Source organism: Paenibacillus silvestris, from assembly GCF_009882985.1.
Taxonomy (GTDB): Bacteria; Bacillota; Bacilli; order Paenibacillales; family NBRC-103111; genus Paenibacillus_E; species Paenibacillus_E silvestris.
The window spans coordinates 115,178-138,736 of record NZ_WTUZ01000036.1 but is presented as its reverse complement, the minus strand read 5'-3'; the positions used below and the strand labels follow the sequence as shown (position 1 = coordinate 138,736).

Sequence of the window (23,559 nt, the reverse complement as noted above, 5' to 3'; positions counted from 1 at the left end):
GATGGCCATGCTTAAAGCTAAAATCACTTGTTTCGCCGATGAAATCTCACAGGATTTGGAAGAGCAGTTAGATGTGCTGCAGCAAGAGGGGATCTCGCATATTGAACTTCGGAATGTGTGGGGCAAAAATGTTCTGGCGCTGGATGATGGGGAGCTCGCTGCCATCCGTCAAACACTGGATCAACGTGGTTTCCAAGTGTCTTCCATTGCTTCACCGATTGGCAAATATCCGGTTGCGGATGACTTCGGTCCTCAATTGCAATCCATCCAGCGGGCGATTCAGGCTGCTCATGCGTTAGGAACTCCGTATATTCGTATATTTTCCTATCATCCGCCGGAGAATGCGAACCTGGATACTTCCAGAGACGAAGTGCTGCGTAGAATGAAGCAATTGACGGAAATCGCTGAACAGAATAACGTCGTTCTCATTCTTGAGAATGATAATGATTTGTACGGAACTACAGATGATCGGTGTTTAGAAATTTTGCAGCACTGTGCATCCGATTCTCTGCGTATGGCTTTCGACCCGGGCAATTTCGTTAAGAACGATATTAAACCGATGCAGGACGCTTATCCGAGGTTAAAAGCCTATACTGATTACATTCACATCAAGGATGCAACGTTCGAACCGAAACAATTTGTTCCTGCCGGAGCGGGAGACGGAGAAATTGATGCCTTACTGCTCACTTTAAAAGAGAGAGGGTATGACGGATTTCTGTCTGTAGAGCCGCATCTGCAGCATTACATGCCTCACGCCAGCAATCCTAAACGCGTTGTCACTGCGGTACGCGCGCTCAAGCAGCTGCTTGAACGAGCGAATTACCAGTGGGAGTAATGCATTGACCAAGAAGAGCCTAATCCATTCGGATAGGCTCTTTTTGTGATATGGACTGTTTACAAATCCAGTGGAATACAGTGAGATAGATAACTGAAATCGAGAGGAGGCGAAAGATGTGACATATTTCATGTACCCCTACATGGGTTGGAAGCAGCAATGCACGAATGTTCCTGTCGTTTTTCCACCGCAGCATCAGGATAGGCAGCCGGGGTTCGAATATTTGATGAATCCTCGCCCTTTGTCACACAATCCAGCCTATATCGGGAGCGGGAAACTGAAGGATAAGGTGGCGATTATTACAGGCGGTGATAGCGGAATCGGCAGGGCTGTCGCGATCGCTTTTGCCAAGGAAGGTGCAGATCTGGCTATCGCCTATCTAGATGAACATCAAGATGCGGCCGAAACGAAGCAAATGATTATCCAGTTGGGGCGTCGCTGCGTGTTAATACCTGGAGATCTAAGAGAAGAGGAAAACTGTCTTAACGTTGTGGATACAACGATTAAAACCTATGGAAAGTTGGATATTCTAGTCAACAATCATGGCGTTCAGTATCATCAGAAGAGCATTCTGGATATTACCAAAGAGCAGCTCATGCATACCTTCCAAACCAATATCATCTCATTCTTTGATATGACGAAAGCGGCTTTGCCTCATCTGCGTGCAGGAAGCGCCATCATTAACACGACCTCAGATACCGCCTTCTCAGGAATGGGCTTCATGCTTGACTATACCGCCACCAAGGGGGCTATTGTCTCCTTTACCCGTTCGCTGTCACTCTCACTTGCCGATCAAGGCATTCGCGTCAACGCGGTAGCGCCTGGTCCGACGTGGACGCCGCTCATTCCTTCTGCGTTTACGGCTGAAGAAGTAACGACATTTGGCACAGAGGTGCCGCTGAAACGTCCTGGGCAGCCTTTTGAATTGGCTCCTGCTTATGTCCTGTTAGCCTCTGACGATGCCTCCTACATATCGGGCCAAGTTATGTTCGTTAATGGAGGTTCGATTGTTACATGATTCAGGACGAGAAAAAACGCCTTCTTGGTCATGCTAAAGAAGGCGTTTCTACACATTTATTTCTTCCCAAGGAATCCTTCCTTGAAAATATTTAATAAATATTCGAGGGTTGTCGGATCGCTATACGTGGCAGCTTCCGTATCAATCTCGATGACGTGTTTGTTTTTGACTGCTGGAATGTTGTTCCATGTGTCAGTTTTCATGAATGAATTATTAGCTGCTGTGCTTCTGCTGAGGACAATGTAGTCGCCTGCATAATTCGGAATAACTTCTTGCGAGAGTGCATAGTAGCCTGGGCCAAGAGCATCCTTTTTGACTTTCTCAGGCATGTTTAAACCCATAGCTTGGTACAGGACCTCTGTACCGCGAGCCCAGTTATTGCCGAAAACGTAGAAGTCTTTCGAGTCTGTTTCGATGACGGATACGGTAGCTTGCTCACCGATTTTGGCTTTCACTTCTTTGCCTAGGTCTGCCGCGCGCTTCTTGAAATCATCGTTCCATTTTTGCGCATCTTTTTCTTTGTTCAGCAATTTACCGATTTCGAGCTGCTGGGCTAGGTAGTCCAGTTTGCCCCACGTATAGACGACAGTAGGCGCAATTTGTTTTAATTTTTCAATGTTTTTGGACTCGGAGCCAGCGATAATTAGATCTGGTTTCTGTTCTATGATTTTCTCCAGTTCATTCTCTGAAACAACAGGGACACCTTTAAGTTTATCTTTGAAAAGGGGGTTCTTATTCGTCCATTCGTCTACTCCGACCAGTGTGCCGCCTAGCGATAACACGTTCGGCGCATTCGTCAGGGCAACGATACGTTTAGGACTCGCAGGCACCTGGACAGGCCCAGTTTCGGATGCATAGTTGATTGTGCTAGAAGCTTCTGTGGTAGCGGCTGGCGTACTCGAGTTTTGTGGAGATGCTGCAGGGCTATTGTTCGTCGCCTTGTTACCGCAAGCGGAGATAGCGAACATCAACGAAAGAATAAGAGGGATAAAAAGTTTGTTCTTCATCTTGGAGTCTCCTTATAGGTGGATCTAGACCACGCATTAATTGATAATGATAATCGATATCATCTAAACTAATATAGAATCTAGGTTCACGTTTGTCAACGAGAATCTCATCTTTTATGATCTCTACGCGGATAATGTTGCTTTTTGATAAACCAACGGAACCTTTGTCGAAAGCTAATGTATTAGCAGGGAATGTCGTGTTTTTGGTGAAATTGTTGCTAAGAGCTTACACATTGTGTTCCTTTTGCACGAAATAGAGAGATGGGGGTAGTTCGATGTATAAACTATTAATTGTCGATGATGAGCCAAGACATAGGGATGGGTTGGCGAATCTGATCGGAAAGCTAAGACCGGATTACCAGGTATTTAAGGCGAAAAATGGCAATGAAGCGCTAGTCGTTATGGCTGAGAATCCCATTGATATTGTTTTTAGCGATATCCGCATGCCACAGATGGATGGATTACAGCTGCTAGAAAAGCTGGATTCCTACGACAAACCGCCTATTCTTGTCGTATTAAGCGGATATCGACAATTCGAATATGCACAAAAAGCAATTAGCTTAGGGGTATGCGAATATTTACTTAAACCTGTTGATGCAGCGACGATGAAACATACTTTAGAGAAAATTGAAAGAGAAATAACAGCCAATCATACCCAGCTGCAAGAAAATGAAAATGCGCTTATCAAACTCAATCAAACACTCCCTATTTACAATGATCATTTGATGAATCAATGGATTGCGGGGCATATAGAGGGGAAAAGTCTATCTGAACTGCGCAAATTACTTCCTCCAATCGAAGCAGGCACCGTTATGCTCACAGAGATCAATGCGTTTAGATCGGCTGATTTTATAGATGATTTCCAGGCCAAACAATTTCTGAAGCAACAAATAGAACAAACTTTGGGGCCTGCAGCAGGCTCTGTTTCATTTTTCTTAGAGGACAGAAGAAGTATTCTCGTTACTGTCATATCGGCAAGTTCATTCGAAATTCGTTCGTCAGAAACGCTGGATAAGCTGCGCGCATGCATTCGGAAAATGAAGGAAGACGGTCTGGAGATCACGGTAGCGCTGGGTAGTAACAGCGAGGATATCATCCGGTTAGCCAAACAATCTTATGAAGATGCCAAACGGGCTTTATCGTATCAATTTTTTCTTGGCAGCGCTATCATTCTCTCGTTGGAAGAGATCGTGCCGGCAGCAAGCGGACAGGTTCTTGCCAAATATCGTGAGGAAGAGGAGCTGCTTGATGCCGTTCGCGAGTCGGATAAAGAGAAAGCCGTTCGACTCATCCATGTTATTTTCGAAAAACAAATTAACCAGGGACTTCCTTTGCCAGAAGCCTTTAGAGAATTTATTCTTCGTATTGTTGTGCACCTGATCCATCATTTTAAAGATGTCATGTTAGAGGATTATTACAAAGATTTATTACGAAGAACCGAAGAGTCTATCAAACATAGCCCCTTCTATTCGATGCTGAAGAATTTCGTTATCGACATGCTGAGCGAGATGATTGACACGATTCAGAAGACGAGAAATTGGAAAAAGGAAATGATTATCAAAACCTGTTTGCAATATATCGAAGAGCATTATGCTGAGGACTTGTTTCTGGAGTCGGTGGCCAGTAAATTTTATTTCAACACGAGCTATTTCAGTCACTATTTCAAAGTAAACACGGGCATTTCGTTCAGCCAATACTTACTTCGGACACGACTCAGGAAAGGGAAAGAGCTGCTGGAAGAAACGGACTCCAAGATTTATGAGATATCCAAGCTGATCGGCTTTAAGGATACCAAGTATTTCAATCGCGTATTCAAAAAGGAATTCGGTGTCACTCCGGAAGAGTACAGAAGAATTACGGTGAACATCTACAACGCGAATAAATAAGAAGTGAGTTGATGCGGCAGTGAAGAAATACCTGAAATTGCTAGGTAAAAAACTGAGCGAGCTGAGGTTTAGAGACAAATTAACGATTTCTTATATTCTCCTTATAACAGTCCCAGCCATTGTAATCGGAATTAAATACTACAACACCAGCTCGCAAATTATTCTGGAAAATGCCAGTAAACATATCTATGAAATTGTCAAAAAAGATAATCAAATTATTGACAATAGGCTTAATAAATTACAAGAAAGCACATTATCAACAATTTCCAATGTTGAGTTATATACCCTGTTAAATGCGATGAGAACCGATGATGAGATGCAGTTAATTCAAATGGACAAGCGGATCAAAGAAATATTAAATCAGTATTTTATTGAAAATGGGGATATATTCTCTGCTAATCTGCTAACAAGCTATTACGCATTTGGAAGCAACAATGTCTCCATTTCTCAGGAAAAAGTGCTGGATTCAAATGTATATAAAGATGCCAAGCAAGCACAAGGAGGGCTTGTTTGGATTCCTAATTACGAAGTATCCGAAATCGTGAAGAGCGGAGAGATTCTGAATAATAATTTTAATAATTTCTTTGCGGCCGCCCGTACGATTAACAGCACCTATTTCCAAAATGGGTCCATTCATTACATGAGTGAAGGGATCGAGCGACCTGTTTTGTTAATTAATGTAAAAGTAGATATGTTTAATAGCGTGTTTGCCGATAGCCTGCCTGTTACCGGGGCCTATACATTTGTCCTATCCCAGGACGGAAGAGTGATCTCTCCCACGCAGTCCAATCATATCAAATCTTATGAGGATTCAGACTGGTTCCAGCATGCCCTGCTGCAGAAAAGCGGATCGTCGATTACCACGATTGCTGGTAAAAAATTGCTGGTCTGTTTTGACAGAATGCAAACCACGGGCTGGATCACGGCAGCATTCGTACCGTATGATCAACTGATTGTCAACTTGTCGAACCTCCGAACGTATACACTCTATTTAAGCATATTTCTAATGGTTCTTTCGGTTATTATTGCCTACCTACTCTCGGGCTGGTTAACGAATCCGATTAAGAAATTGTTAGTTGCGACTCATTTAATCGGTATTGGTAAATTCACCACGAAAATCCCCGTCGTATCAGATAAGGAATTCAGCTTTCTTTTCACCAAATTTAACCAAATGAATGAAAAAATTCAACAATTAATTACCGAAAACTACGAGGTGAAATTAAGGGAGAAAGAAGCGGAGATTATGGCTCTCAATTTGCAGCTGAACCCTCACTTTCTCTATAATACGTTAAATATTATTAACTGGATGGCTATGGACAAAAACCAGGATGACATCAGTCGTATGATTATGAGTTTATCCACGATGCTTGAGTATACCGTACATAATAAGAAAGAAATTGTTCCTCTACGAGAAGATATGAAGTGGCTGAAGGGCTATCTGCATATCATGAGCACTCGCTATGAAGGTATCTTTGGTGTTCAAATCGAGATTGATCCCTCACTAGATAGCTGTACGGTACCCAAGCTATTCCTTCAGCCGATCATTGAAAACTCCATTATTCATGGATTTGAGTTGCTTGAGACTGGTGGAATGATTCAAATTGTCGGATGGAATAACGAATCAACGGTACATTTTACTGTACAGGATAACGGCAAGGGAATGGACGAGAACCAAAAAAAGAACATCATGAATGATGATTCGGAGCATGTTGGGATTAGCAATATAGATAAACGGATTAAACTTCTGTTCGGTCAGGAGTACGGAATCTCGATAGATTCTCAGGTGGGTGTTGGAACGAGTGTGCATATCGTGTTTCCATTTCGCAAATTCGAGACCAGTGTGGACAATTTTTAGCACAGAGTCAATTTTAGTGAAAATATAAGAATAGTCCACTAAACCAAAATCTTTCGAATATCAAGATGTAAGCGCATTCGTTATAGTGTAGATACATAAGTCAAACCTTATGAAGAACCTAGAGCGATAAGGGAGGAAAGCAAATTGTTACAGAAAAAAAGAATGATGAAATCATCTCTCGTTGTTTTATTTGCATCCGTGATAACTCTCACCGGGTGTACGTCTAGTCCCAAAGAGGCGGCCGTATCACCAGCGGGAACGACGGCACCTCAAGCAAGCAAAGAAGCCACTGCAGCGACATCATCACCAGAGGCTAAGAAAGAACCCGTAAAATTAAAGTATACCTATTGGGGCAGTCCACAAGAAAAAACAGCGATAGAAAATGCAACGAAAAAATTCACGGAGAAATTTCCTTGGATTACCGTAGATCCTGTATTCATTCCGGAATCGGATTATGATGCTAAAATTACAGCGATGGTGGCTGGCAATGAAGCGCCGGATGCTGGCTATATGCACTCAGAGCTAGGCGAAGCCTGGCAGAACGAAGAGAAATTCGTTAATATCAATGATTTGTTCGCAACCGACAAGGAAGTTAAAAAATCGGATTTCCTAGACTATATTTGGTTCAATGGTACAAAACCAAATTATACCTATGCGATAAGCTCAGCCGCAGAATCATTTGCCATTTTCTACAATAAGGATTTATTTGCAGAGGCCAAAGTGGAGGCTCCCCCTGCGAAGGCTGAAAATGCCTGGACGTGGGATCAATTCGTAGCCGCAGCTCAAAAATTAACGCTTGATAAAAATGGTAAAAATGCGGCTGACCCGGCTTTTGACCCTAATAATATTAAACAATTCGGCGTATCGTTTGAAAGCTGGTGGGGGCCAATCATGGCTCAAGTCGTTAATAACGGCGGCGATATCATCTCAAAAGATGGGAAAACGTTCGCGCTTGACCAACCGGAAGCTATCGAAGCGATTCAAAGACTCGCTGATCTGATCAATAAATATCATGTAGCCCCATCGCCTACTCAGATGAAGTCGATTCCATCTCAAGCTGTTGCGCTGCAATCCAAAATTGTAGCGATGAGTATGCATGGACAATGGATCAATCTTGATCTTGGAGCGGCAAAAGTAAACTATGGCATTGGTGCATTGCCGAAGATGAAGCAAAGTATCGCCATGGGCATTAGTGGTGCGAGCGTTATCTACAAATCAACGAAGCATTTGGAAGAAACATGGATGCTGACGAAGTTCCTAGCTGATCCAGCAGGTGCTATTGATTTGTACAAAGGCGGATTGTGGATGCCAACGATGAAAAAATGGTACACCGATCCTGCACTGGTTGCACAATGGGCAGAAAATAATCCTGCGCATCCGGAAGGCTTCAAAGACGCCTTTATGAATAATCTTTTGAATAATGGGGTGGCAAGTGCCGGCTACTATTTGATGAATTTCGGTAAAGTGACGGATATGACTTTCTCAGCTCTTGATCCCGTTTGGCTCGGTAAATCAACAGCAGAAAAAGCGCTAAAAGAGTTAGCACCGAAAGTTCAACCGGAGATTAAAGGAAGATTTGGTTCGAACTAATGACTGAAGAGGGACATCAGCTTTGGATATATCGATTAGTCGGCCTTCGTGCCGGCTAATCGAACAAATGATAGCAGGAGAGATAGCGATGGAGATTAGTACTGAGAATCAACTAGTTGTATCGACATCTAAGAAGATGCTGAAAAAAAGAGTCGCTCGTGAGCTGTTCAATGGTTTATTATTTGCTTCCCCTGTGCTTTTGGGATTTCTCATCTTTGTCATTGGCCCTGTACTCTATACCGTATTTCTAAGTTTTACGAAATATAATATTGTCTCCGCTCCTAAGTTTGTTGGACTTGATAATTATGTGCACCTGCTTTCAGGCAAAGATGCTTTCTACTATCCAGCCGTCAGGGCTACCTTTTATTATGTGATGATCAGTGTGCCTGCAGGAATCATTTTCTCGTTTTTCATTGCCATATTATTGAATATGAAAATAAGAGGAAGAACCATCTTTCGTGCCATATTTTACTTGCCTGTGATCATTCCGCTTGCAGCGTCCTCCGTGATTTGGCTTTGGTTGTTGCAGCCCAATTTCGGCGTCGTCAATTTCATACTTGAAACGTTTCATTTACCAACCTCCTTATGGTTGTCATCGGACGGAACCGTTATCCCGACCTTAATTCTAATCAGTTTGTGGACAACTGGGAACATGATCGTGATCTTTCTCGCAGGGCTTCAGAATATACCTTCTCACTTGTATGAAGCACTTGAAGTCGATGGTGGAAACAGTTTTCAAAAATTGGTATATGTAACGATTCCGATGAGCTCTTCCATTATATTTTTCAATACGGTTATCGGCTTTATCAACGCTTTTCAAACGTTCGTTCAGCCTTATGTCATGACGCAAGGCGGTCCTAATAAAGCGAGTTACCTCTATGTTCTCTATCTGTTCAGAGAAGGCTTTCAATTCTCCAATTTTGGTACTTCCAGCGCGAGTGCCGTTCTGCTGTTCTTAATTATTTTATTGTTCACATGGGTATTCTTTAAATTCTCAAAATCTCTTGTGTACTACGAAGGGCAGGAAGACCGCAAATGACAAATAGGAGTTCATTCAAGCTGCTTCTTGTGTATGGCATTTTAGTTATCGGCAGCATTATTTGCTTATTCCCTTTCTACTGGATGGTTCGGACGGCGATTGTAGATATGGGTGAGATTTTCAAAAGTCCTCCCGTATTCCTACCAACAACTATTTATTGGGATAACTTTAAGACTGCACTGAGCAGCCATCCATTTCATAGATATTTTCTTAACAGCACGATCGTGACGGGACTTTCCATTATAGGCGTTTTATTAAGCAGCTCCCTGTGTGCCTACAGCTTTTCCAGGATTAATTGGGTGGGGAGAGACCGCGTGTTTGGCGTCATTCTGACTGGACTCATGCTCCCGTTTTTCGTTGTCATGATCCCGCATTTTATCGGTTGGAAGTTATTAAACCTGACAGATTCCTTCGTTCCGTTAATTGCTCCGGCATGGTTTGGCGGTGGTGTGTTTAACATTTTCTTGCTTCGTCAGTTCTTTATGTCCATTCCCAAAGAGATGGATGAAGCAGCCAAAATCGATGGCGCCAATCATTTCCAGACGTATTGGAAAATTATTCTGCCAATCGGCAAGCAGTCGATGATTGTTGTTGGGTTGCTGACGTTTCTTGCGAGCTGGAACGACTACTTGGGGCCACTCGTGTTCATCACAAGTGAGAAAAACTATACGTTAATGCTTGGATTGACCTTGTTCCAAGGCACGTACTCCGCACAGTGGAATTACATGATGGCGGCAACAAGCGTAGTTGTACTGCCGTCCTTAGTCTTATTCCTCCTAGCGCAAAAACACTTGGTTGAAGGTATTGCGATGACCGGTGTTAAGGGGTAGAGGCACTAAGATTCGATCGCAGAACCAGCTTATTTTACTACCTTAAGGGGGTGGTCATCATGAACGGAATGATCAGCATCTTAGATAAGCAAATGTTGGGCAGCAGGCTGTTCATTCCGCTAAGTCATTGTTTGGATGGCAGAGAGTAGCTACCAAGGGGCATGTCATAGCTAAAATTCAATAGGAGGTAACAAATGAGAACGTTTAAAAAATCAATTGGCAGAAAAATTTTGACGACATCGCTTGTGTTTTCTTTAGCGTCAATTTTTAGCGCATCCGTTTTCGCTGCAGATCCTAATTTTGTGAATAATAATGATCCTGGAATGCCTGTGTTTACGAATGCGACTGGCAATGTTGTCGTACCAGCTGAGCCTGCTCCATTCAATGCGAGCAGCAGCAGGATGATGGATATGTACCAGGCGGACATTGCCGCAGGAGGCACGTCCTACTGGATGGATCGCATCCTCACCAGGAAGGGAAATGATCCTACAGGAACTTATTTGATGTCACGGGGCAAGGCTTTGTACATGTACACGAACAGTGCCACCGTCATAGGTTTTGGCAACAATATCGCTTATTTTGATTTGCTGAATCAGAAAGGGTACTCCATTCAAATCCCTGGCGTAACCTTCACGCAAGATTCAAGCAAACGTGTACAGACGCCGAGTTATTGGTCTGCCTTTTATAATGCAACGGGATATACGCTGGAAGAAACCAAGTTCATCACGGATAATAACGTGGCTATCGACAATGTTACAATTACGAACACGGGTACTGCCGCCAAAACATTTGATCTAACGGCAGATTCCCCTTTTGCCAAAACCGTCTCCAGTGATGGCACAGAGCTTTCTGGCACCTTTGATGTCAGGAATAATTTGACCAAAGTATACCCGAAATTCAGCGGCACAGGCATGACGGCAAGCAATGGTATTTTGACCAGATCGATCACTTTGGCACCTAATGAGAAAATAACGCTTAAATTTCAAATGGGTTTCATCACGAATGAAATACCGGAGTCGCTTGCTGATTACACGAGATATAAAAATTATGATGCCAATACCGCTTACCTAACGCAGCTTCGTGAATATAACAAATGGTGGGCAGACAACGTTCCTTATATGGATGTTGCGGATGATAACATTAAAAAAATCATTTATTACAGATGGTGGCTAAGCCGCTTTAATTTCCTTGACGCCAACATCCCTGGGAATGACTATCAGTTCCCGATCTCGGTTGAAGGAGCTTTGGGCTACAATAACGCCATCGTATTGACACAGCCGATGCATATGCAGGATCTTAAATATTTGAGAAATCCGATCTATTCCTATGGTGATTGGGTCTCAGCTGGGGAATCTTCCAGGGACAGTCTGTTTACAGATAATCCAGGGAAACCTTCCAACTGGAACAACAGCTATTCCCAATACATTGGGGATTCCGCTTTCCAAACGTATGAAGTCCATGGCGGTCAGCCGGAAATCTTAAATAATTTGGCGCGTTATTCGGAAAAGGATGCAAAAGGTCAGCTAGATCGCTTCGACACGAACAAAGACGGCGTTATTAACTATGATTGGGGCTCTTTAACAGGGAACGATGCCGATGGCAATGCTTTTCACTTCTTTGAAAAAAGAGGAAACATCGACCAAAACCGAACTGAGAGCGCTTTCGTATATGGCAACGCGATGGCTTCAGCCAAAGCTTACCAACTAGCTGGCAATTCGGCAAAGGCAACTGAAATGTTCGCTTTTGCAGATAAACTAAAGAACTCGTTCTTGTCGATCATGTGGGACGATGATTCAAAAATGTTTCTGCAGAAGGATTTGTTGACGAATACATTCATTCCTTGGAAAGAAGCGAACAATTACTACGCGTTCCAAATGGACGGACTTGTTCCTAAAGATGATCCTAAGTACTTGGAGTCGCTAAGATATTGGGGAGACAGCGCTGAATTCCCTGTATTCCCATTCTATACGGCTAACCAAAAGGATAAAGCCTTATCGGTCGCAGCAGGTGTTGGTGGTTCTAACAACTTCGCCAACCTGAATGCGTCAGGAAATATTAGACTCTTCACAGAAGTGCTTCGCAAATATCCGAATCAGCCTTACATAACAGCTGATATGTATAAGAAACTGATGTACTGGGTTGGCTGGTCAACCGCTTATCAAGGGAATATCAATTATTTGGACAACAATGAATATTGGTATAACTGGAACCCGACAACGAAACAAATCGGCGGAAGATCCGGCATTCACCACAATATCCTTGGTAATTACAACTACTCAGTGATTGAAGATATTATGGGTCTTGTACCACGTACCGACGCAACGGTTGAGCTATGGCCGATTGATATCGGTTGGGATCACTTTACGGTGAATAACCTGCGTTATCATGGCAACGACGTTACAATCGTCTGGGATAAACCAGGAGATGGCACTACCTACTATCCGAATGTTCAAGAAGGTTATTCGATGTATGTGAATGGTACGCTGGCTATGAGAACAGATAAACTTGCTCATCTAGAATGGAATTCGGCTACAGGTGTCGTATCGATCTTAGACGGCAGCGGGGCAGTTGCAGCCGTACAGAACAGCAATGCACAAATGAAGAGCGCTACGCAAGTTGATTTGAATAGCTACGACAGGGCAGCTGATTTATTCCAAAAGGCCGGTGTAGATTTGACGCCGGAAACAGGAAATGCTGCAAACCTAGCACTAGACTCAACAATGACAGCCTCTTACACGCATCCATTAACGTCTGCGGCAAATGCCAAAACAGGATTTACGATTAGTGGTAACTTCTTTACCTCCGGTGCTTTTACGGCTAATCCGCCAATTTGGGGATCAAGAGGATCGACCAACGCGCAAGATTGGTTAGAGTCTGATTTGGGATCACCGAAAACTTTTGATGATATCAAAATCTACTATTATAACGACAAACCGCAAAACTTTTACAGAGAGCCATCCATGTATACCGTCCAATACTATGACGAAGCCACTTCTGCATGGCGTGCTGTTCCTAAACAGTACAAATCACCAACACTGGCAAACTATAATCACATTCAATTCCCTGAAATTACAGCACAAAAGGTAAGAGTTCTGATGACTCCTAAGCCAGGGTCAAATGTTGGCGTCAAAGAACTCCAAATCTACCGTACCGGTGTGAAAGCTCCGGATGCTGTGAATACGCCGCCAGTCGTCATCGTCCAACAAGATACGACTGCGAAAATTCCTTTGAAAGCGAAGATGCTGGTTAATATGACAGATGACGGCTTGCCTAGCGGCACGCTGGATACCAGCTGGTCGCTGAAAAGCGGAGTGCCAGGCGGTCAGGCGATCTTCACCAAAGATGCAGCCGGTAATACCATTGCTACTTTTAACAGACCAGGGAACTACGTGTTAACACTCACAGCTACAGATGGTGAGTTGTCTACAAAGGTAGATATCTCAGTTACGGTAGATCCGCTTCCAAATGCAGTGAATGTAGCCTTAACAGCTACGCCGTCAACTTCCTTTGTTTCAACTTGGGAAAATTTGAATGCGATCAATGACGGTTATGATCCGACTAGCTCAACCGATAAAACAGGCGGTGGTTATGGAAACTGGAATAGCAGTCCTAAGACCCAATGGGTGGAATATACATGGGGAACTCCAGTGAATATTTCCAAATCGGATGTTTATTGGTGGACAGATAATGGAGGTATTCTAGCACCTACAGAAAGTAAGCTCCAATACTGGAATGGTACGGAATATGTGAATGTGCCGAACGCAGCGGGCAATGGCGTTGCACTGAACAAATATAATACAACAACGTTCTCGCCAATCACGACGACCAAATTGCGGATGACGGTCACAAGAGGCACGCAATGGACGGGAATTTTGGAATGGAAGGTTTACACAACACCAACATCAAGTGTTAAACCTGTTAAAGTAAGCACACTTCATGATGTGCTGCCTGTCCTTCCACCGACGGTTACGAAAGTATTCGAAGATGGATCGACGGCTGCTGCAAGCGTCATTTGGGATGCTGTGAACTTAAGCCAAGTTGCAACACCAGGAAGTTTTACAGTAAAAGGTACGGTTGAAGGTACAAATATTGAAGCTGAAGCTACGGTCTATGTAAGGGTAACGAATGAAGTAACGATTAATAGCATACCGGATGAGAATATTTCCATTACAGCTGGAAAACCTCTGGTATTGCCAACGGTTATCGAAGCGTTCTATAACGATGGATCGATTGATAATATCAACATCAAAGTAACATGGGATGCGTATGATCCGAATTTATTGAATGTACCTGGGACCTTTACCATTCTTGGTACTGTAGCAGGCACTACGGTTCCGGCTAAAGCCAATGTGACGGTGTATCCAAGGGCGATTGCATCTCTCGCCAATGCCACAGCTACAACGACTGCTGGTGTAGCACCGGTATTACCGCCGACGGTAACAGCCGTATTCGATAATGGCACAACTGGACCTGTGAATGTAGTCTGGAGCATCGCCCCAGAACAATATGCAGCTCCGGGAACAGTTACGCTTAATGGTGCAGTTGATGGCACATCGATTGTAGCTCACTTGACGCTAACGGTCACTACGAAAGCCATAACGAGCATAGCTCCGGTAAATGTAACGACAACTCCGGGAACAGCTCCTGTATTACCAACTGTCGTAACAGCAACATACAGCGACGCGACAACGGCTGCAGTAAACGTCGTTTGGTCAGCGATTGACCCTGCGCAATATGCGGCTGCTGGAACGTTTAGTGTCAACGGAACGATTGCTGGAACATCCATGAAGGCAGTCGCCAATGTGACGGTGCTTGCACCTAGTGTAACCACGTCCACATTGATTGGTCCTGAAGCGGTGAATCAAGCGCAATGGTTTGATTTGACCGTGGGAGTAAGCAGCTTGAAATCAAGCTTTACGACGATGGATGTTATTGTGAAATACGACCCAGCTAAGCTAGAGTTCGACACGGTTACAAATGGGAACAGTGTATCCTTGGCAGACTCTGCGATTAGCGCGCTGAAAGATAAATTTAGTGTGCTGGGTACAGCCGTCAAAGCCCAAAAAGGTGAAATTCGGATTATCATGGCTAGCCAAGGCGCGAGCAATGCGATCACGAGTCCTGGGGATTTATTGACGCTTCATACCAAAACAAAAACAGGCGTTGAACCGGGTATCACGACAGTGTCCTTGACGGACTTCAAAGTTTCTAATGAAGGTTCCGAAGTGCAAGTGCCTGGTGCTTCCTTGCAAATTCAAGTTAACATTGTGGATAAAGCAGATTTGATTGCGGCAATTGCTGCTGCTCAAAGTAAATATGACAGCGCAGTTGAAGGTACTCAGGTCGGTCAATATCCAAGCGGTTCCAAAGCAGCCTTGCTGACAGCCATTAACCTGGCATCAGCCGTCAGTGGTAACCCTTCATCCACGCAAGCTCAAGTAGCTGCTGCGCTGAATGAACTGAACGCAGCTGTGACTACATTTAATAATTCTGTGATTACTGAAACAGATCCAGAACCAGGTACAGTTAATAAAACCGTGTTAGCTGAAACCGTGTCTATCGCGCAATCCAAGCTAGATGCAGCTGTAGAAGGCGACAAACTCGGCAAGTACCAAACGGGCTCGAAAGCGGTGCTGCAAGCAGCGATTACAAGTGCTAGAACTGTTCTTGAGAAATCATCTTCGAGACAGCCGCAAGTGGACGCAGCAACTGCTGCATTGAATGAAGCCGTTGGAACATTCGCGACTCAGTTCATTACACTTGTCCCTGGTGCTACGAAAATTACGATCAATGATTTGTCCATTATTGCTAAGTACTACGGAACGACTTCTTCTGATACAAATTGGAACGAAATTGAAAAAGCAGATATTTACAACACAGGTAAAATCGATATTCAAGTCCTAGCAACCGTTGCCAGAATGATTATCGACGATTGGATGCTGGAAAACTAATTACTAGAATCGGGGAGGGAGGCGACTTATAGCCCCTCCCCGATCCTTATAGAAAGGAAAAATCTGCTTAATGACACGTAAATTGTTTTCATTTAGCTTAGCTCTTCTGCTATTCACTACCTGGTTGCTGCCTCAAACGCTGTTGGCGGCAGATTCTCCTTCATTTTTCCTAGAGATGAGCGATAAAACGAACGCAGGCAAAGAGGTGCAGGTTACCGTTAAGGGTAAAAATCTGACCGATGTGTTTGCTTACGAATTCGTTTTGCAATTTGATGCCAAGCGACTGTCATTTAAGGACGGCAAGAGTGCGATATCCGGCTTTACCGTCAGTCCAATTGTGAAGGGGGATCAGTTGACTTTTGCACATACGAAGGTTGGGCTTTCACCAGGACAGAGTGGAGATATCACGTTCTTCACGCTAACTTTCGAGGCCATGGAAGAGGGAGATGCCCTCATTCAGATACAAGACGTGAAATTAATCGACTCTGATTTGAAGATGACCTCGCAAAAAGCAGAAACGCTGGCAACGATTCAGATCGGCCAGGTACTCCTGACTGACATTGACCAGCACTGGGCAGAAGCTTCCATTCGGAGAGCCGTTAGTCTTGGCATCGTCAAGGGGTATGATGACGGAACATTCCGTCCGGAGCGTCCAGTAACTCGCGCTGAGTTCATCACCATGCTAATGCGTGCGTTGAAGCCACCTGCAAGTGATAGTAATGAGCTGACTTTCGCCGATCTGGATAGGATTCCACAGTGGGCGAAAGATTCCTTATCAGCAGCGGTTAAACAGAAGGTCATTAACGGTTATGAGGATAACACGTTCCGTGGAGATAACCAGATTACCCGTACGGAAATGGTAACGGCTATCGTTCGTGTGCTCGGCTTGAAAACAGATCTGGACGAGAATACGTCTTTTGCTGACCACGAGTCGATTCCAGCGTATGCCAAAGGATTTGTTGCAGCAGCAGCTAAGGCTGGTTTAGTACAAGGAAAAGAGAACAATGCCTTCGCTCCTAACGACCCTACAACACGGGCCGAAGCGGTAACTCTAATCCTTAGAATGCTGGATACGAAATGATTATTGTCAAATAGAAAGGTGATGTAGCGTGAAACTTTTGACTAAAGTATGTTCGGCATTCATGTCTCTCGTGATTGCGGCTCCTATGATAGCATCCACCGGAACGGTTCTTGCAGCCGACCCTGTTGATTACCAACTGGATGTAAACACAGCGCAGCGTGGAGCCACCATAAGCCCGAACTTAAACGGGATATTTCTAGAGGATATTAACTACGCTGGTGACGGAGGGCTATATGCCGAGCTTGTTGAGAACCGATCATTCGAATTTCTATCCGCTACGGGAAGTACGGCTAATTCCACACCTGCGCCCCTTTTTGCCTGGAAATTGATACAAACTGGAGCGGGTACTGGCACGATTACCGCACAGAAAACAGCGCCCTTAAATGCGAAAAATCCCACTTACCTGCAACTGACTGTCACTGCGCCTGGTGATGGCGTTGGCTTCTCTAATGATGGTTATGACGGCATGGCCATTAAGAATGGAGACAATTACGATTTCTCCGTGTACTTGCGCAGCGGTGATGCGTTAGCGGAACCTCTGACGGTCAGTATCATGGACCAGGCAGGGACACAATCCTATGGGGAAGCGCAAATTGCTGGTTCTGAGGTTACGAACGCCTGGCAAAAGGTCACGGCAACGATTCAAGCGACTGGTTCTGCAACAAATGCAAAGCTGTTTATAAAAACAAAAAATATCGGCCGGATGGATATCGATATGGTTTCTCTGTTCCCGCAGAAAACATGGAAAAATCGTCCTGGTGGGCTTAGACCGGATCTTGTGCAAATGCTTGCTGATATGAATCCCAAATTTCTAAGATTTCCAGGCGGCGCTATTGTTGGCGGTAAAAATATGGCCAATGCGTACAACTGGAAAAACACCATTGGGGATGTAGCAGAGCGTCCTAACAACATCAACTTCTGGTCAACGGCAAACCGGGGTGAGAAAGGGGCTGCGCTAACTCAAAATCAATCGGGCGGCTTAGGTTTCTATGAATACTTCCAGTTGGCTGAGGATCTCGGTTCGGAGCCGCTGCCGGTTGTTAACGTCGGCATGGTAGAGCAATTTCTGGTCGGTGGTCCTAATACACCGCTGAATCAAATTCAACCTTTCATTCAGGATGCGTTAGATCTCATCGAGTATGCCAATGGCGATATTTCCACGGTATGGGGCGCTAAGCGCGCTGCTGCCGGGCATCCGGCTCCGTTCAATCTGAAGTATATGAGCCTTGGCAACGAACATTGGGGACAGGATTATTATGATCGATATCCCTTGTTCTACGATGCGATCAAAGCCAAATATCCGTATATGAATCTCATTTTTTCAACTGGCGGCAGTGCGGATGTAGCCGCAGGCTGGAATTGGATGAACGACCCAAGCAAAGGGAAAGGCCGAGCGGAAGTCATCGATGAGCATTATTACACGAATGCCTCCTTTATGCTGAACAACACCAACAGGTATGATAGTTATGACCGTAATTCCAAGCAAGTATTTGTAGGCGAATATGCGGTGAAAAATGATGCTGGCGCAGCCAATAATGGGGATGGCAATACGGGCAACTCCATGAAAGGCGCGCTTGCCGAAGCGGCGTATATGACCGGTTTAGAGCGCAATGGGGACATTGTGAAGTTCGCTTCTTATGCACCAACTTTTGCCAAGCTCGGAAGCGCAGGAGGAAATACGTACACACAATGGTGGCCAGATCTCATTTTCTTTAATAACTCACAGTCCTATGGAACGACGTCTTATCAGGTTCAGAAAATATTTAGCAGCAACACGAGCAAGAGCTCTTATGTACTGCCTAGCACACTATCCAAACCTAATGCGAGTGCCCTAGCGGGTGTCTATTCGGCCGTCAGCAAGGACCTTACAACTGGCGATATTGTTGTGAAACTAGTAAACAATTCTAGTGCCGCACAAAACACTCGTATTCATTTAGATGGGATTAACGCTGCTAACCTATCCATGGAAGGAACGGAAACGGTACTTGCTGCTAACGCTTTGACAGACGAAAACTCGTTAGCGAATCCAACAAAAGTTGCCCCGCAAACAAAGGCAATCTCTGCGGTAAGTCCGTTATTCGACTATAGTTTGCCTAAATATTCGGTAACGGTTCTGCGTTTACACACAACAGGCGAGAATCCACTCGACATTCTTAGTATTCCATGTATCACACTTGATGCTGTAGTAAACAAATCACCGAAATTACCAACTTCCGTAACAGCCATTCTCAAAAATGGTACGACGACGAAAGTAGCAGTTACTTGGGATCCTGTAGATGTTTCTAAGTTCTCTACAATCGGCAATGTATTTATTGTAAACGGTGTAGTCCCTAGTACATCTGAGAAAGCAATGGCGATCGTAACGGTTATTGCGACGCCGACTTTAACAAGCATCGACCCAGTTTCTGTCTCTACCAGAGCGGGGGTAGCGCCGTTCTTGCCAAGTACTGTGAAAGCTCTCTACTCTGATCAGAGCAATGATTATGTTGCGGTCACATGGGAGCAGCCTGATGCTGCGAAGTATGCACAAGCAGGAACTTTCACGGTGGAAGGAACGGTGGCAAGTACGACGCTGAAAGCCGTAGCGAATGTGACTGTAACACCAGGCCCGGCGGCAGGAACAGACTTAATGCTCTGGTACAAATTTGACGAGGGCAGCGGAACGACGCTAACGGATTCGTCAAATAAAGGGAATACCGGGACATTGAAAACGACGGCGGGAGGATCGGCTGCTTGGGTAGCTGGAGGTCATGACGGCGCTGGATTGAACCTGAACGGCGGCAAAATTGACGCCGGCACCAGCCGAGATTTGCAGCCGGCGGATATTACGGTTTCCTTCTGGTTCAAGCGCACAGCCAGCATTAGCGGCGAACAAGTTGTCGCATGGTTCAAGCCAAGTGGCAACTATGCGGGTCAAGGCTTCTTCATTACACTCAATGGCGCGATTGTCATGATGATTGACGGGACGAACTTATTCAAGGTCGCTCAGACACCGAATACCTTTTTCCCATTAAATGAATGGACGCATGTTGCGTTCACCTTTAACTCCGTTACCAAGCAAAGCGCTATCTACAAAAATGGTGCTGCCCAGCAGGTAGTGGTTGAGGGAGCTCTGAATAGCATCACGCCAACTAACGACCCTAAACTAATTGGCGTTAGCGGTTATTCGGATGGCGCAGCATTAAAAGGCGGAGTGATGGATGATTTCCAAATCTATAATTTGGATAAGAGTCCACAAGAAGTTCAGACCCTCTATCAAGGGAAGCAAATTGCAAGCATTAACGAGCTTCAAGTCACTACAGAAGCGGGAACAGCTCCAGTACTGCCCTCTGTTGTAACAGCCGTGTATAGCGATTCCTCAACATCGAGTGTCAATGTCACGTGGGATGCGGTTGACCCAGCCAAGTATGCACAAGAGGGCACATTTGCTGTCAATGGTACAGTTCAAGGAACAGCTGTTCAAGCAAAAGCGAATGTAACGGTCCTATCAGCAGGTACCACGGCAGCGACATTAACGGGTCCTTCTTCCGTTGGCAGCTCTCAGAGTTTTGATCTGAGCATTGGGGTGAATAAACTGCGTACCAGCTTCACGACTTTGAATTTGGTGCTGAATTACGACCCAAGCAAAGTACAATTCGAAACAAAAACGAACAACAACGGCACGCTGTCGTTGGCAGACAATGTGCTCAGCGCCGTAAGATCCAATTTCCGAGTGTTGGATACAGGTGTAAAAGCGGATAAAGGCCAAATTATGATCCTAATGGCTGGTGAGGGATCGAGTAACGAAGTCAGCGAATCTGGCCCGCTTTTAACCGTGCACTCTCGTGCTCAAGCAGTAAGCGAGACGGTAACAACTAGCGTGTACATCTCTGACTTCGAAATATCGAAAGACGGTGTAGGTAGAACTGTAGAAGGCGCCACTCATACCTTCCAACTAACAGTTAATACTCAAAACGTCGATACAGCGGCACTGAACGCAGCAATTACGCAAGCACAAACCAAGCTTGATACGACGAAGGAAGGCACAACGATCGGTTCGTATCCAGCAGCAGCGAGATCAGCCTTGCAGGCAGCAATCAGCAGTGCTCAAGCAATTGCTAACAGCTCATCTTCTTCGCAAGGTCAAGTGGACGCAGCAGTAATCAGCTTGCAAGCTGCCGTACAAACGTACATGACCACATTCCTTACATTAATCCCTGGTGAAACAAGGATTACTTTGAATGACTTGTCCTTAATTTCTAAGTACTACGGAACGAAGTCCACGGATGCGGACTGGCCTCTAATTGAGAAAGCAGATATTTATCACAGAGGTGTTATTGACATTCAGGTGCTTGCGGCAGTGGCAAGAATGATTCTGGATGACTGGTTAACTCAGGAATAATCGATTGCAGCAGGGCAGACCTGTCATCTAAGGATGGCGGGTCTACCTGTGATTTTTATTGATCCTATTAGGAAAACAAAGGGGAGCTCATACATGACTTTGTCCATTGCAAGACCTGTTCCACTCAAACAAATTCAGATTACGGATGATTTCTGGTCCGAGTATATCCGTTTGGTTCGTGAAGTTGTTGTTCCCTATCAATGGGAAGCGTTGAATGACCGAATTGAGGGAGCAGAGCCAAGCCATGCGATGAAAAATTTTAAAATTGCAGCTGGATTGGAGTCTGGCGAGTTCTATGGCATGGTATTTCAGGACAGCGATGTTTCGAAATGGTTAGAAGCTGTAAGTTATTTATTGGAGACAAGCAAGGACCCAGCTTTGGAACAATTGACGGATGAGGTCATCGATATTATTGCCAGAGCGCAGCAGAAGGATGGCTACTTGAACACCTACTTTACGCTCAAAGAACCTGAGAATAGATGGACGAATCTTGCCGAGTGTCATGAGTTGTATTGTGCGGGTCATTTTATTGAAGCAGCCGTTGCTTACTACAAGTCGACTGGGAAGAGTAAGGTGCTTGATGTGGCTTGCCGTCTAGCTGACTGCATAGACCAGGTATTCGGGGCAGGGCCGGACCAATTGAATGGGTATGACGGGCATCAGGAAATTGAGTTAGCGCTTGTAAAACTGTACAATGTCACACAGAATGAGAGATATTTGCGATTAAGTCAGTTCTTTCTGGATGAAAGAGGGAAAGAGCCGAGCTTTTATGAAATGGAGTATCATCGCCGGAATGGAAAGGTCCATTTCCCAGCGTTAGATATTGTTCATGACCGTGCTTACAGTCAAGCTCATAAACCGATTCGTGATCAAGACACAGCAGAGGGGCATGCGGTTCGCGCCGTTTATATGTGCACGGGGATGGCTGATGTAGCGGCGGAAACAGGGGATGCTGAACTGCTTGATGCTTGCCGTCGATTATGGAGAAACATTGTCAGTAAGCGAATGTATATTACTGGTGCAATTGGTTCGATGGAATATGGCGAGGCATTTTCGCTTGATTATGATCTGCCTAACGATACAGCTTATGCAGAGACCTGTGCTTCGATTGGTTTGATTTTCTTCGCTCAGCGCATGCTGCAAATTGAGGCAAGAAGCGAGTACGCGGATGTCATGGAGCAAGCTCTCTACAATACCGTCATCAGTGGAATGTCACGTGATGGGAAGCGATTCTTCTATGTGAACCCGTTAGAAGTGTGGCCGGATGCCATCGGGAAGAATCATACGGTGAATCATGTGAAGGCAGAGCGGCAAGGATGGTTCGGGTGTGCTTGCTGCCCACCGAATATTGCGCGTTTGCTAGCTTCGTTAGGTCATTATGTGTATAACATTCAAGGACGAACAATCTATGCGAATTTGTATATTGGCAATCAAGCCACTGTGGATATGGAGGGGCAGCAGGTAAAGATTGAGCAGGAGTCGCAATTTCCTTGGGAAGGGCATGTTCGTTTTCACATAGATGTCGAGCAGGAGACTGAGTTCACCTTAGCGCTGCGCATACCAAAATGGTGCCGGGAGGCGAAGCTGATGGTTCAAAATGAATCGGTGTCACTTTCTGATGTTTGTGAGAATGGCTACGCCTACATCCAGAGAAAATGGCAGCCAAACGATCACGTAGAACTAGATCTTTCGATGCCGGTTCATCGGATGACAGGTCATCCTCAGGTGCGTGAAACCATTGGGAAAGTAGCACTTCAACGCGGACCGCTTGTGTATTGCATGGAAGAAGCCGACAATGGCCCGAATCTGCATCAAGTGCTCTTGCAGCGGCAACCGGACTATCAGATTCAATTTGAGCCAGAGGTTTTAGGCGGCCTAAAGACCATCACCGCACCTGCCAATCGGTTAGAAACAAGTGAATGGGGAGACCAATTGTACATGGCCAGCGCGGAATCACATCTGAAAGAGGTTGTTGCCAAGTTTATTCCGTATTATGCATGGGCCAACAGGGGGCGCGGTGAAATGTCCGTCTGGGTAAAAGAGAAGTGATGGCTGGCTAATCCTTCTGTTTTCCTGTGCGGCCCCC

12 protein-coding genes are annotated in these 23,559 nt (G+C 45.0%); 11 read left to right on the top strand and 1 reads right to left on the bottom strand.

What is annotated here, in order from left to right; all coding sequences use genetic code 11:
• Positions 1-7: 7 nt before the first annotated feature.
• On the top strand, positions 8-835 hold the full coding sequence (locus GQF01_RS27710; protein WP_161410190.1) for a sugar phosphate isomerase/epimerase family protein: 828 nt from the start codon (positions 8-10) through the stop codon (positions 833-835).
• A 130-nt stretch (positions 836-965) separates the two neighbouring features.
• Positions 966-1,853 carry an SDR family oxidoreductase gene (locus GQF01_RS27705; RefSeq protein ID WP_161410209.1) on the top strand — a complete coding sequence of 296 codons (888 nt, stop codon included), beginning with the start codon at positions 966-968 and terminating at the stop codon, positions 1,851-1,853.
• A gap of 56 nt (positions 1,854-1,909) precedes the next feature.
• On the opposite strand, the gene GQF01_RS27700 is transcribed toward GQF01_RS27705, so the two are convergent.
• Complete coding sequence (locus GQF01_RS27700; RefSeq protein ID WP_161410189.1) at positions 1,910-2,860, bottom strand: iron-hydroxamate ABC transporter substrate-binding protein; 951 nt, start codon at positions 2,858-2,860, stop codon at positions 1,910-1,912.
• A gap of 275 nt (positions 2,861-3,135) precedes the next feature.
• Here GQF01_RS27700 and GQF01_RS27695 point away from each other — a divergent pair, with 275 nt between their 5' ends.
• The 9 genes from GQF01_RS27695 (at position 3,136) to GQF01_RS27655 (ending at position 23,522) form a co-directional block, all read left to right on the top strand.
• Positions 3,136-4,746, top strand: a complete 1,611-nt coding sequence (locus tag GQF01_RS27695) for a response regulator (RefSeq protein WP_161410188.1) — start codon at positions 3,136-3,138, stop codon at positions 4,744-4,746.
• A gap of 19 nt (positions 4,747-4,765) precedes the next feature.
• Positions 4,766-6,601 (top strand): cache domain-containing sensor histidine kinase, encoded by a 1,836-nt coding sequence (locus GQF01_RS36935; protein ID WP_161410187.1) that lies wholly within the window; start codon positions 4,766-4,768, stop codon positions 6,599-6,601.
• A 162-nt stretch (positions 6,602-6,763) separates the two neighbouring features.
• Positions 6,764-8,191 carry an ABC transporter substrate-binding protein gene (locus GQF01_RS27685; RefSeq protein ID WP_161410186.1) on the top strand — a complete coding sequence of 476 codons (1,428 nt, stop codon included), beginning with the start codon at positions 6,764-6,766 and terminating at the stop codon, positions 8,189-8,191.
• 88 nt (positions 8,192-8,279) lie between these two features.
• Positions 8,280-9,230 carry a carbohydrate ABC transporter permease gene (locus tag GQF01_RS27680; protein WP_161410185.1) on the top strand — a complete coding sequence of 317 codons (951 nt, stop codon included), beginning with the start codon at positions 8,280-8,282 and terminating at the stop codon, positions 9,228-9,230.
• A complete protein-coding gene (locus GQF01_RS27675) occupies positions 9,227-10,060 on the top strand; it encodes a carbohydrate ABC transporter permease (protein WP_161410184.1) in 834 nt (277 codons plus the stop codon). The genes GQF01_RS27680 and GQF01_RS27675 overlap by 4 nt, the downstream gene beginning before the upstream one ends.
• A 194-nt stretch (positions 10,061-10,254) precedes the next feature.
• Positions 10,255-16,011, top strand: a complete 5,757-nt coding sequence (locus GQF01_RS27670) for an Ig-like domain-containing protein (protein ID WP_161410183.1) — start codon at positions 10,255-10,257, stop codon at positions 16,009-16,011.
• A 70-nt stretch (positions 16,012-16,081) separates the two neighbouring features.
• Positions 16,082-17,092, top strand: a complete 1,011-nt coding sequence (locus GQF01_RS27665; RefSeq protein WP_161410182.1) for an S-layer homology domain-containing protein — start codon at positions 16,082-16,084, stop codon at positions 17,090-17,092.
• A 28-nt stretch (positions 17,093-17,120) separates the two neighbouring features.
• Complete coding sequence (locus tag GQF01_RS27660; RefSeq protein WP_161410181.1) at positions 17,121-21,473, top strand: Ig-like domain-containing protein; 4,353 nt, start codon at positions 17,121-17,123, stop codon at positions 21,471-21,473.
• A 93-nt stretch (positions 21,474-21,566) separates the two neighbouring features.
• Complete coding sequence (locus GQF01_RS27655; RefSeq protein WP_161410180.1) at positions 21,567-23,522, top strand: glycoside hydrolase family 127 protein; 1,956 nt, start codon at positions 21,567-21,569, stop codon at positions 23,520-23,522.
• Positions 23,523-23,559 lie beyond the last annotated feature (37 nt).